Raw genomic sequence first — 12,767 nt, 5'->3', positions numbered from 1 at the left:
TTCTAGACAATTCAAGTATAAATGAATGAGGAGTTTGCGTGTTTTTTTATGCACACAAAATTTTGTTTAAACCCCAACAAATATTATAGAGCCAAAAAAACAAGTCCCCCAACTGGGAGACCTGTTCTCTTTCCCCGTGTTATTTTAAACTTTCGATTACCTGCTCCGTTGTTAAATCATTTGGAACAAGATTTCCTTCACCAAAGCCAGATGGGGTAATGAGATCAAGGATCTCTCCATTTTCTTTCAACTTCTTAAGTTCCGCGTTATAAGCCTCGACGAGATCATCGTTCCCTTTTGCAAAGGCAGCCGCACCATAACTTGGTACACCTTTGATATCAGGTTGTTCAAAATCCTCCACAAATTCTAAGGCATTTTGATCCGAAGATTCCAAGGCCATTTTTACTGTCATTTCAGTCCCAGTTGTTGCTTGAGCTCGACCTGATTGTACGGCAGAGAATGTAGCTGGAATATCAGCAACCTCAAGGATTTGGTCTTCACTCACACCCATCTCTTTTAGAAACTCGATTTCTGTTGCACCAGACATAACCGCAACAGTTACATCAGGATTGTTTGCAATATCAGTGTAGCTGTGAAGATCCAATGGATTCCCTTTTTCAACGATTAATCCTTCACCGTACTGAATTTCTGGTTCACCAAATTCGACCTGTTGTGCACGTTCGGGTAAGATCGCCATTCCTGCTGTGATGACATCGAATTTTCCTGCTTTTACTCCTGGAATCAATTGATTCCACTCAGCGATTTGTCCTTCCACATTTTCAATTCCCATATTGTTAAACACCTTAGTTGCAATCTCAACAGCTGCTCCTTTTAATTCACCTGTTTTGGGGTCTTGATAAGCATACGGTGCTTCGTTTGAAAAACCAATTGTAACGGTACCTTTTTCTTTAAGCTCGTCTAGTGAACTTGCAGAACCTTTGCCTTCTCCTGTCTTGCCACTTGCTTCTTGTCCTGTTCCACAAGCAGTCATCAAACCCATAACTAGTACTAAAAACAAAATCGAAAGTCTCTTTTTCATTCCCTTACATACCCCCTGTTTATTTTTTAAAATCGTATCATTTTTCTCTTTAAACCGATTTTTTGAAACGTATACACGTTCGAAAACTTGTACTCCCTTAAAATTGTATAACTATTCAAACCAATTCCACAAATTGCATATATTTGGATTTTTCGGGATATATAAGGATTTAACAGGCTCTCGACTATTTAACTAGGTGGATATGGAAACATCCTCCACTAAATTGAAACATGCTCCCAATTGGTAGAAAACTGGGTAGAACACGGGGACGGTTCTTCTGTTTTATTTTTTGAATTATAGATTCATAGTCCCTTAAAAAACAAAAAGACAGAGGAATATCCCCTGTCTTACTTTTTCACTGTTAATTTATTTAAAAAGTTCTCTGTGGATGAAATTTCTATATCTTTGTAGTAATGCTTCACAATTTCCTTATAGTTCTTACCTTCTTTTGCCATTCCATCTGCACCATATTGACTCATCCCAACTCCGTGACCGTATCCTTTTGTTTGAATAACGATGAGATCGCCTTTACGCTCCCATGTAAAGTCACTGGAACGGAGGCCTAGCTTTTCACGAACTTCTCTTCCGGTAAATGATTTTCCACCAACCTCCACAGTTGCAACACGATTGGATTGCGTGCGAGCAGTGATTTTTCCGACATTTTTACTATCACCAAGTTTAATGCCGAGTTTTTGTTCAAAATCAGCAACTGGCATTTGCACTTGACTTAAGAATTTTTCAGTATTGACATCCCATGGACTTGATACGCTCTTCAAATATGGATACTCATTTTTATAGTAGTCCTCGGAGTTTTCTGTATAGCCATTGCTTGTAGAGAAAAATTGAGCATCTATTGGTGCACCATCATATGTTAAGATTTGACCTTGTGTCTCCTTCACGGCTTGCGTAATTTTTTCGATTTTCCAGTTGTAATCGCCTTTCCACTCCGACTTTAATTCCTCAATGCTTTTATACACTTGGTGGTTTGTTGTATCTGACACATCTGCACCTTTTGGAACACCTATTTTTTGCTCACTTAACATATGTCTAACCACGTATGTTCTCGCAGCCAACGCTTGAGCCTTCAATGCTTCAAGCTCAAATTCTGCAGGCATCTCCTTAGCCAGCACACCGACCACATAATCTTCAAGTGGCACATTCTCAATCTTCTGAGCACTAACACGGTGGACAGCAACTTCTACTGTAGGTCCCGAGGCAATTTGAGGCGGTTCTGGATTTGTCTGTTGTTCTTCAGCTAGTTTTCCCGTATCCTTATTCGAGAACGGAATGACGAGCATCGATGGAATCAATAAAATCAGGACGAAAAGAACAGAAACTAGTACAACGATGGGTTTAATCTGTTTCATGAATGCAAGCCTCCACTTTGAATTTAATTGCACGTAAACATGCACCTATATATCAATATTTATGGGAATGGACAAGCATTTATGACTTAAAAATTTTTAAAATATGTATATCCTACCTATCCAATTTACTATGAAAGGGAAATTAGAGTTTGTCTTGTTATCTTCCAGTGTAAAAAATGAAGAAAATGTATAAAAATAAAAAAGCTAGAGATATTACCATGTATGGGTAAGTTCCCTAGCTTTGTTCGCGGGTATTAAAAGTTTACTTTGGCTTCTTCCACTGGGCTTTCGCTTTCTGTGGCTTCGTTAATGCGTTCGATATCAGCACCCAATGCCGCAAGCTTTTCGTGGAAGTTTACATATCCGCGGTCTAAGTGCTTTAATTCAGTTACACGAGTATAGCCATCTGCAACTAATCCTGAAAGAATAAGTGCAGCTGCGGCACGTAAGTCCGTTGCGGCTACTTCAGCGCCCTGTAACTGAGATTCTCCGTTAATAATGACAGAACGACCTTCAATTTTAATATCGCCATTCATGCGTCGGAATTCTTCGACATGCATGAAACGATTTTCAAATACCGTTTCTGTGATCATACTTGTGCCTTTTGCACGAAGTAATAATGCCATCATTTGTGATTGCATATCTGTTGGAAAACCAGGGTGAGGCATTGTTTTAATATCCACTGCCTTTAAAGTCTCTGGTCCAATCACTCGTAATCCATCTGGTTCTTCAATGATGGTAACGCCCATTTCCTCCATTTTTGCAATAAGTGAGCTAAGGTGTTCAGGTACTGCACCTTGTACAAGAACATTACCGCCAGTGATTGCACTTGCCACCATGAAGGTGCCAGCTTCAATGCGATCAGGGATAATATTGTGTGTTGCTCCATGCAGTTCTTTTACACCTTCAATACGAATCGTGCCTGTGCCTGCGCCTCTAACCTTTGCTCCCATTGCATTAAGGAAGTTAGCTAGATCTACAATTTCTGGTTCTTTTGCACAGTTTTCAATTGTAGTCAATCCGTCAGCAAGTGTAGCAGCCATCATAATGTTTTCTGTAGCTCCTACGCTTGGAAAATCCATATATACTTTTGCACCACGAAGTCTTCCTTTGACTTCGGCATCGATATAGCCGTTTCCAACTTTCACAGTTGCTCCCATGGCTTCGAATCCTTTTAAGTGTTGGTCAATCGGTCTTGAACCAATTGCACACCCACCTGGAAGAGCAACTCTAGCATGGCCATTGCGTGCTAGCAGGGATCCCATAACAAGCACAGATGCGCGCATTTTTCGTACATATTCAAAAGGTGCTTCTGTTTTTAGCTCTCTTGATGCATCGACAACGATTTGATTATTGGCAAAGGTAACTTCAGCATTTAAATAGCGTAATACCTCATTAATCGTATACACATCTGAGAGCGTGGGTACTTCATTTATCACACTTTTACCATTACTTGCTAATAAGGATGCAGCGATAACTGGCAAAACGGCGTTCTTTGCGCCTTCTACTTTAACTGTGCCGTTTAGCTTACGACCGCCGCGGACGATGATTTTTTCCAAGGTATTCCCCTCCGCGTCCCATTTTCTATATATTCATATTCATTCAAGACAATTGGTGTTCCATCTTGGTAGGTGTTTATAGAACCCAATCTTTTTCCATTTATTGCTTTTAGTGGGAATCTTAATTCACACTGATGTAGTATATGCAACCAACCGGGCAAATGTCTCTATCTCGGATGTAGATGCATGATGTGACATTTTTATTTTAAATTGGCTTGCACCGCTCAATAACGGGCATATCAGCATTTTTTTAGTGAATTTTTTTAAACAAAACCAATTTACATCATATCACTGGGCATAAATTGGTACAAGTGAAATTTGTGGTAATTTCGCACTTTTTGTCGACAAAATGTCAAAATTCACCGCTTTATTTGGTATCCAATTTTTACATTAGTTCACATAGTACAAGTAATACGAAAGGAACTTCTTATTTTTGAGGGTTTGTCTTCTTTTTTAGACAAAATGATAAGTGCAGTTTGATGATATTCAGATTGGCCAATCTTGCGGTTACCCGCATGGGGGATTTCCTCGTGAAAATCATCACACAATTATGATTCCTTTAGTATTATTGTCGTTTCCAGAATGAACCAATATAATTTTCCCGTATCTTGATAAACTAAGGATTGTTTTGAAAAATGCGTAGTACTACTTGTTTTCCTCTCCATACTTACATTTTTTCCAATACAAAACCCAAGATACGTGGAAAGTAGTGGAGAAACCCAATAAATCCAACAACATAGACTTAATTTCTATATATTTACTGTATATATTTTGATTAAAAAAGACTTGGTAATTGTTGTGACCAGAGGAGATAATCTAAAAAGAAATTGCTAACCGTTGAACCAATTGCAATTGTCACAAGAACGAGAAGAACGCGGACCTGAAATACATGATTTGGCTTTACTAAATGCTCATACCGAATGCTCTGCAAGGCCCACCACGTAACCGCAATGAAAATCAAATGCGAAATAATACTTATGAGTGCTTGGTATCCAAACCCAGCTAACATCATTTCACCCCTTTAGATCATAATCTATGTACGCCACTAATTAGCAGTGACAACTGGTTTGTAGACCAATTCTGTGGCTATTCTAAAATCACACCACTCCATTTTACCACGTTTACGAATGAAAGTCCTCAAAAACGAACTAAATAATTGGATAAATTTGGTGGGCGTTTAGTACTTTGTGAATGGGCATTTAAGAGGCTTTGTTTTGCTGGTTTTAGGGGGTGCTACACTATTTGGACTTTGGAGTTTCGGCATTTTCCTGGTTTTAGGAGTGTGGAAACACTGCACGGGCTTTCGAGGCGCATCGATCTCCATATTTTAGGAGGATGGCAGCACTTCACAGGCTCTGGAGTTGCATCAGGTTCCTGATTTTAAAAGGGTACACTCAACGGGCGTTGGGGATATGCTACTTTCCTGAATTTAGAAGAATATCATCACTCTATAGGTCATGGAGTTGCGCTACTTTTCAGGTTTTAGGAGGGTGACTATACTGCACGGGCTTTGGAGTTGTCCCACTTTCCTGATTTTAGGATGTTGGCTGCACTCCACAGGCTTTAGAGGCGTGCCACTTTCCTGATTTTAGGAGAACGACTGTACTCCACAGGCTCTGGAGATACACCACTTTCCTGATTTTAGGAGAACGACTGTACTCCACAGGCTCTGGAGATACATCACTTTCCTGATTTTAGGAGAATGACTGTACTCCACAGGCTCTGGAGATACACCACTTTCCTGATTTTAGGAGAACGACTGTACTCCACAGGCTCTGAAGCTACACCACTTTCCTGATTTTAGGAGAATGACTGTACTCCACAGGCTCTGGAGCTACACCACTTTCCTGATTTTAGGAGAACGACTGTACTCCACAGGCTCTGGAGCTACACCATTTTCCTGATTTTAGGAGAATAACTGTACTCCACAGGCTCTGGAGCTACACCATTTTCCTGATTTTAGGAGAATAACTGTACTCCACAGGCTCTGGAGGTACACCACTTTCCTGATTTTAGGAGAACGACTGTACTCCACAGGCTCTGGAGCTACACCATTTTCCTGATTTTAGGAGAATGACTGTACTCCACAGGCTCTGGAGGTACACCACTTTCCTGATTTTAGGATGTCGACTACTCTCCACGGCCTTTCCTCTTATTAGGAGACTGATAACACAACTAGGTCTCTAAGATTACACTCCTTTCCCACACCTTCGACAATCCCACACACGACAACTTTAGTATTTCCCAGTTTTTAGGTAAACAGTAGAACCGTCCCCCTGTTCTACTTTTTCCTTCAAAAAAACGGCTCTTGATTTCTCCTGTTTTGTGGAGGTCAAGAGCCGCGGCTTGTTTTTTAGGTTTCTAAGCTTATAAAATCTCTGAAGCTGTCGAATTGTTGGATGAATTCAAATGCGACACCTGGGAAGATTCCGAAGCCGATTGTACCGATTATTGTAACGATAACTACAACTAATACTCCAGTAGGAAGGTTGATTTTGCTATTGTCTTCAGCTGGTCTGAAGAACATTTGTGTTAAGATCCCAAAGTAATAGAAATACGATATGACGGTTGTGGCAATCATAATGGATGCCAGCATATAATGCGACGGACTTGTCATTAATGCCCCGATGAAAATCTCCAGTTTACCGATGAAGCCTGCAGTTCCTGGAATGCCTGCTAGTGACAGGATGAAAATGCCAAGTCCAACAGCTAAGACAGGCGAGCGCTTATACAATCCAGCAAACTGACTTATATCCTCAGATCCTGATTTTTGTGTAATCACCTGAAGGCTGGCGAAGAATCCAAGGCTCATTAAGAGATAGGCAACTAGATAGAACCAAATCGCATCCATCATAAAATATGAGAAAGCGACAAATGCTACTAATATATATCCTGCGTGAGCAATACTTGAGTATGCCATCATCCGCTTCACATTTCGTTGTCTAAGTGCAATTGTATTTCCAATAATCATGGTTGCACCTGCGATAATAGCTAATAAATCTTGCAAGTGGAATAACAAATAAGGCGAATCTTCGTTACCAGATGGTACTTGAATAAATGCTGTAACAATGATGCGCAGGATGATTACAAACCCCGCCGTCTTCGAAACCACACTTAAGAATGCTGTAACAGGAGTTGGTGCTCCTTGATACACATCAGGTGCCCACATATGGAAAGGAGCAGCTGCAATTTTAAAAGAGAGCCCGACTACAATCATAAACAATGCCAGTGCGATGATATAAATATGCTGTGGATCCTGCAGATTTCCTAATTTCATAAAAATCTCATTTAAGTTGGATGTACCAGTTAGGCCATATACATAACTGACACCAAATAAAAAGATTGCAGTTGAAACCGTTCCGTTAATTACATATTTCATCGCTGATTCATTTGACAGTTTATGACGTTTTCTTAGTCCCGCTAATATATAGGATGAAATAGAAAGCAATTCTAAGCCAATAAATAATGTAATCAAATCAGCACTTGATGTCATAATCATCGTACCTAGAAGTGCGGCTAATAATAGGTAGTAAAACTCCCCGCGAAACTCGGCGACATCATTTGATTCATAACTCATCGCCAATAGAATGACGAGGCCTGTGCCAACTAATAAGATCAATTTAAACGCAAGCGCAAAGGAATCTAATCGGAATGTATCGTATAGTATTGACGTAACATCGTTTCCAATAAAAGAAACCGTAAATCCGATGGCAATAAGGATTCCTACAATACCAACCCATCCAAGCGGCCTTCTGTCCCTATCTTTACCCATAAATAAGTCAAGTAATGATAGAAGGGTTGCAACACCGAGGATGATAAATTCTGGTGCCATTACTCCCCAATCAAAGCTTAGCAAAGTTTCAATATCCATCGGCTCACCCTCCTAACCCTAACATGATTGTTTCAAGTGTAACCTTCAATGGTTGTGTTAGCACACTTGGATATACGCCAATTAATACGATAAACGCAAGTAACACAAAGACTGGTACCATTTCTATTGGACGCAAATCTACCGCACCCTGATAGGAATGATTAGCTTTTCCATACGTCACATTTAATACAGCACGAAGTAAATAGACAGCTGTCATGATAATACCAATTGCACCCACTGCGGCAAGGACTGGCATTTCCTTAAATAATCCAAGGAAGGCCATAAACTCACTCACAAAGCCAGACATTCCTGGTAATCCAAGAGAAGCCATTGCAGCTGCTAGTAAAAATCCAGCTGTTAGTGGCATCACCTTAGCAAGTCCACCTAGCTTGTTAATGTAGGATGTCCCTGCACGTTCATACATGACACCAATTAAGAAGAACAACAAGGCTGAGATCAAGCCGTGTGACACAACTTGAAATACTGCTCCTTGAACTCCTGCTTCATTCATAGCGCCAAGTCCAATTAACACAATTCCCATATGAGAAATACTTGAATATGCCAGCACCATTTTGAAGTCTTTTTGAACGAAAGCCAAAAATGCTCCATATAAAAGATTAATCACCCCAAGTACAGCGACTATTGGTGCAAGTGTGGCAAACTCATCAGGGAAAAATCCCATCCCGAAGCGAATCATCCCGTATGCCCCAATTTTTAAAAGGATGCCCGAGTGAATCATTACGATGGATGGTGGTGCTTGTACGTGAACGCGTAACATCCATGTATGCAACGGAAATATAGGAAGTTTAATTCCGAATCCGATGATGATTGCAATTAATAACCCAAGACGTAAATCAGTTGAAAATTCGCCTGGTATAGGCAAACTATCTGAAGGACTTGTGAAAATTGAAGTTAAAGCTTCAATATTCGTAGTCCCTGCTTTTGCAAACATAATCATAATCACAATTAATAAAATCGCTGAACCTAGCCCGTTATAGATTAAAAAGCTAAATGCAGCTTTTTCTTTTTCAAAATAACCCCATTTTCCAATTAAGAAAAAAGTAGAGATTAGCGTCATTTCAAAGAAAACAAAGAATAAGAGTAAGTTTTCTGCTGTAAACACTCCGAGCATGCCAAGTTCAAGTAAAAGGAAGAGCATGAAATAGCCTTTCCATTCCTTCTTAATATGAACAGATGCAATGGCAGCAAGTGTAGAAATCACAGTCGTTAACAGGACAAGAACTAAAGTGAGACCGTTTAGCCCCATCTCATAGTTCACTTCCCACGGGTTGCCCTTTGGTAAAAAGCCGAACCAATAAACAGATTCCTTAAACTTTTCAAGGTTCCCACCGCCTATATAAAACCCGTACACATAAAGGGCCAACACAAGTGAAGGAAGGGTAGCCAAAACTCCAACAAGCTTAATCGTTTTTTCTTGGTTTTTCGGAACAAAGGCAAGAATCACAATACCTAAAACTGGGAAGAATACTAAAAATGTGAGTATGATTGAGTTCATCTTAAGTACCCCCCTGTCAGTGCCACAACGAGAAGCAAGATGGCTAATCCAACAAATGCAACGGATGTCGACATTTGTACCTGACCATTTTGAAGCTTAGACCCAAGCTTTCCGATTCCTTGCGTCATACCTGCCACAGCCTTTACAATACCACCTACTATAAATTCATCGATATAGCGTAAGAATAGACTAAACACCTTCGTCATATTAACAACTGTCATGTTATAAAATTCATCGATAAAATATTTATTGTAGACGATGCTATACATATTCGGTGCTCGTGAGCTGAAAAAGTCTCTCGAAATCGACTTTCGTTGATACATGGCATAAGCAAGCAAAATTCCAAATAAGGATACAAATGTGGCGACCGCCATAATCCATCCTGGACCTTCAATATGTCCTGGTCCATATAAGTTCGTACCTTCTGTTAACCAATTCCCTAAAAAGGTTCCAAACCAAGGTGTGTTCACATATCCTGCCACAATGGCAAGTACACCAAGAACAATCATAGGTAAGGTCATCACACCTGGTGATTCTTTTACATTGATTTCCTTTCCTCTAGATTCACCCGTGAAGACCATGAAGAATAAACGGAACATATAAAATGCAGTAAAGAATGCTGCAATCACCGCTAACCAGAACAACACGTAATTCCCTTGTGCCCAGGTGGCAATTAAAATTTCATCTTTACTGAAAAAACCTGAGAAAAAGGGAACTCCACTAATAGCAAGTGTTCCAATTAAGAACAATGGTCCAGTTATACGAAGCTTTTTCCATAAACCTCCCATTTCCTCAATGTTCTGTGTGTGAACCGCATGAATGACACTACCCGCTGCTAGGAACAGCAATGCTTTAAAGAAAGCATGTGTCATTAAATGGAATACGCCCGCTACATATCCTGCCGATCCTAAGGCTAGCATCATATAACCAAGTTGACTCACCGTTGAGTAGGCAAGAACACGTTTAATGTCTTTTTGCGCCAATCCAATAGATGCAGCAAAAATGGCGGTAATTGCTCCGATAATCGCAACTGTCATCATGGCCGTCTCACTTGCAGCAAACAACGGAAAAGTCGTCGCCACTAAATAGACTCCTGCCGCAACCATTGTAGCTGCGTGGATTAAAGCAGAAACAGGAGTCGGACCTTCCATTGCATCCGGTAACCATGTATGAAGTGGGAATTGACCAGACTTGCCCACAGCTCCTACAAAAATTAAGATCGCGGTTAACGTAATCATGGTGGATGAAATTTCTCCAGCCCCTACGGCTCTAAAAATTTCATCATATTCAAAACTACCGACTTGCCAGAATAAGAGAATCATCCCAATTAATAATCCAACATCCCCAATACGCGTCATAATAAACGCTTTTTTCGCTGCAGCTTTTGCTTCTTCTTTATAAAAATAGAATCCAATTAATAGGAATGAACCAAGTCCAACAAGTTCCCAAAAAATATATGTTTGCAGAAGGTTTGGTGAAATGACCAAGCCGAGCATTGCAAAGGTAAACAGTCCAAGGTACGCATAAAACACTGAAAAGCGCTCATCACCATGCATATACCCTTTTGCATACATATGTACTAAAAATGCGACAAGCGATACTACCACTAGCATAAGTGCATTTAATTGATTGACTTCAAAACCCGCTGTTAAATGAACATCCCCAATTGATAACCACGTGCTCTCATATTTGTATGTTGGATTCCCAAGTCGACTGATGAGAACCAACACCGAGTAGACGAATGAGAAAAACGTTAGCACGATGCCAAAATAGGCACTTGACTCTTTCATTCGCTTACCGAATACAAGAAGGAACAAAAAAGAGATAAGCGGGAAAAGCGGTATGATCCATGCATTTTCCATCATCGTATCACAATCCCCTTCTTTGATCTTTGCGTGAAAAGGTGCGGAAGTTCAGGCACCCATATTCCACTACCTTTACCAAGACGATTTTTCAAAGATTGAACTAATGCTTCATTGTGTTCATTTCATCAATGTTGACTGTCCGTTTATTTCGGTATAATGCCATCAGAATGGCTAACCCGACAGCAAATTCGGCTGCTGCAATCGCAATCACAAACAGCGAGAAGACTTGCCCTGTAATGCCTGGGACTACTCCGTATTTACTAAATGCCACGAAATTAATATTAACGGCATTGAGCATTAATTCAACGGAGATTAATACGATAACAGTATTTCTTTTTGTGAACGCCCCATAAAGACCGATACAAAATAAAATTAACGCCAGTACAAGGTAGGCTGCTAATGGAACTGAACTCATTCCTCCTTCGCCTCCTCTTCTTTGTCTTTTTTCGCTAAGATGATGGCACCAATCAAGGCAACAAGTAGGACAACTGATGTTAATTCAAATGGAATTACATATTTTGCGTAAAGCTCTATTCCAATTTTCTCTGTATTATTCACATGTAAATCAGTAGCTTGTTGACCAAAGTCCAAATCGTATATCCCAAGATAAACGGCGAAACCAAATGCGAGGATTCCACCTAGAACCATAATCGTTCGACCACGACTTACTTTTGGCTCACTCGTATCATTATGTTTGGTCAACATAATTCCAAATAGCATTAAAATGGTGATAGCACCCGAATAAATTAAGACTTGCACAGCTGCCACAAATTCCGCATGAAGCATGACGTACAAACCTGCGATACTAATGAAGGTGAATACAAGTGCGATGACCATGTGGATGACCTTTTGGAGGTTTAACATTAAGATACCGCCGCCAATCGCACTAATTGCAAGGATTATAAAGGCCAAAAATTCTCCAGTCACACTTTATTCTCCTTCCTTACATTCGTATCATTTTCATCTAACCATTCGAGGTTTTTAAATAACTCATCACGACTGTATTCTGCTAGCTCAAAATTGTTTGTCATAACAATGGCTTCAGTTGGACAAACCTCAGTACAAAGATCACATAGGATACAAATTTCGAAGTTTATGTCATACGTATCAATGACTTTTCCTTTTTTGGTCGGATCAGGGTGCTTTTTCCCCGTTAACTGGATACAATCGGTCGGACAAATGTTGGCACATTGATTACATACGATGCATTTTTCTGGATAGAACTTTTGAATACCACGAAAGCGGTCCGGTAGTGGCAAGGGTTCATTTGGATAATCATATGTGACTTTTTTATACGTTAATTGACTAAGGGTATATTTCATCCCTTTTAGTAAGCCAAACATATCGCTGTCACCCCTTTTATAAGGTAGTTTTCTTGAGTCGGCCGAAAATGACACATCGGTAGAGGAACTTCGACTAACTACCGACATGTCCTGTGTCGAACGTCGAAGTCACCACATCCTGTGGAAGCACGTTGGCTTGCCTCTTCGTTCCTCACGTATTGACTGCATACGTTCCAGTACTCAAAGCTGCGCCGCCATAAACTTTCG

The 12,767-nt window shown here is 40.2% G+C and carries 10 protein-coding genes; all 10 read right to left on the bottom strand.

Annotation, left to right across the window (positions count from 1 at the left end):
- Positions 1 to 139: 139 nt before the first annotated feature.
- Positions 140 to 1,039 carry an ectoine/hydroxyectoine ABC transporter substrate-binding protein EhuB gene (ehuB, locus tag ACWPVE_RS10360; RefSeq protein WP_453993048.1) on the bottom strand — a complete coding sequence of 300 codons (900 nt, stop codon included), beginning with the start codon at positions 1,037 to 1,039 and terminating at the stop codon, positions 140 to 142.
- A gap of 347 nt (positions 1,040 to 1,386) precedes the next feature.
- On the bottom strand, positions 1,387 to 2,406 hold the full coding sequence (spoIID, locus tag ACWPVE_RS10355; RefSeq protein ID WP_453993046.1) for a stage II sporulation protein D: 1,020 nt from the start codon (positions 2,404 to 2,406) through the stop codon (positions 1,387 to 1,389).
- Between the two features lie 254 nt (positions 2,407 to 2,660).
- Positions 2,661 to 3,965: a UDP-N-acetylglucosamine 1-carboxyvinyltransferase gene (gene murA / locus ACWPVE_RS10350; protein ID WP_453993044.1), complete on the bottom strand. Its 1,305-nt coding sequence runs from the start codon at positions 3,963 to 3,965 to the stop codon at positions 2,661 to 2,663.
- 775 nt (positions 3,966 to 4,740) lie between these two features.
- Positions 4,741 to 4,974 (bottom strand): DUF1146 family protein, encoded by a 234-nt coding sequence (locus ACWPVE_RS10345; protein WP_453993042.1) that lies wholly within the window; start codon positions 4,972 to 4,974, stop codon positions 4,741 to 4,743.
- Between the two features lie 1,344 nt (positions 4,975 to 6,318).
- Positions 6,319 to 7,836, bottom strand: coding sequence for an NADH-quinone oxidoreductase subunit NuoN (nuoN, locus tag ACWPVE_RS10340; RefSeq protein ID WP_453993040.1), 1,518 nt, complete (start codon positions 7,834 to 7,836; stop codon positions 6,319 to 6,321).
- Between the two features lie 4 nt (positions 7,837 to 7,840).
- Positions 7,841 to 9,352 (bottom strand): NADH-quinone oxidoreductase subunit M, encoded by a 1,512-nt coding sequence (locus ACWPVE_RS10335; protein WP_453993038.1) that lies wholly within the window; start codon positions 9,350 to 9,352, stop codon positions 7,841 to 7,843.
- Positions 9,349 to 11,217: an NADH-quinone oxidoreductase subunit L gene (gene nuoL / locus ACWPVE_RS10330; RefSeq protein WP_453993036.1), complete on the bottom strand. Its 1,869-nt coding sequence runs from the start codon at positions 11,215 to 11,217 to the stop codon at positions 9,349 to 9,351. Before nuoL ends, ACWPVE_RS10335 begins: the two co-directional genes overlap by 4 nt.
- Positions 11,218 to 11,317: 100 nt before the next feature.
- Entirely contained in the window at positions 11,318 to 11,632 is a 315-nt protein-coding gene (nuoK, locus tag ACWPVE_RS10325; protein ID WP_453993034.1) for an NADH-quinone oxidoreductase subunit NuoK, read from the bottom strand.
- Entirely contained in the window at positions 11,629 to 12,144 is a 516-nt protein-coding gene (locus tag ACWPVE_RS10320; RefSeq protein WP_453993032.1) for an NADH-quinone oxidoreductase subunit J, read from the bottom strand. Before ACWPVE_RS10320 ends, nuoK begins: the two co-directional genes overlap by 4 nt.
- Positions 12,141 to 12,560 (bottom strand): NADH-quinone oxidoreductase subunit NuoI, encoded by a 420-nt coding sequence (gene nuoI, locus ACWPVE_RS10315; protein ID WP_453993030.1) that lies wholly within the window; start codon positions 12,558 to 12,560, stop codon positions 12,141 to 12,143. The genes ACWPVE_RS10320 and nuoI overlap by 4 nt, the downstream gene beginning before the upstream one ends.
- Positions 12,561 to 12,767: the final 207 nt, after the last annotated feature.

The organism is Bacillus nitroreducens, from assembly GCF_964021195.1.
Note: the sequence above shows the minus strand (reverse complement) of the source record. Positions and strands in the feature narration are given on the sequence as shown.

Coding starts and splice junctions, on each gene's coding strand:
- nuoK (WP_453993034.1), bottom strand. CDS start 11,632: ATGAGTTCAGTTCCATTAGCAGCCTACCTTGTACTGGCGTTAATTTTA.
- ACWPVE_RS10335 (WP_453993038.1), bottom strand. CDS start 9,352: ATGAACTCAATCATACTCACATTTTTAGTATTCTTCCCAGTTTTAGGT.
- nuoN (WP_453993040.1), bottom strand. CDS start 7,836: ATGGATATTGAAACTTTGCTAAGCTTTGATTGGGGAGTAATGGCACCA.
- spoIID (WP_453993046.1), bottom strand. CDS start 2,406: ATGAAACAGATTAAACCCATCGTTGTACTAGTTTCTGTTCTTTTCGTC.
- nuoI (WP_453993030.1), bottom strand. CDS start 12,560: ATGTTTGGCTTACTAAAAGGGATGAAATATACCCTTAGTCAATTAACG.
- ehuB (WP_453993048.1), bottom strand. CDS start 1,039: ATGAAAAAGAGACTTTCGATTTTGTTTTTAGTACTAGTTATGGGTTTG.
- ACWPVE_RS10345 (WP_453993042.1), bottom strand. CDS start 4,974: ATGTTAGCTGGGTTTGGATACCAAGCACTCATAAGTATTATTTCGCAT.
- nuoL (WP_453993036.1), bottom strand. CDS start 11,217: ATGATGGAAAATGCATGGATCATACCGCTTTTCCCGCTTATCTCTTTT.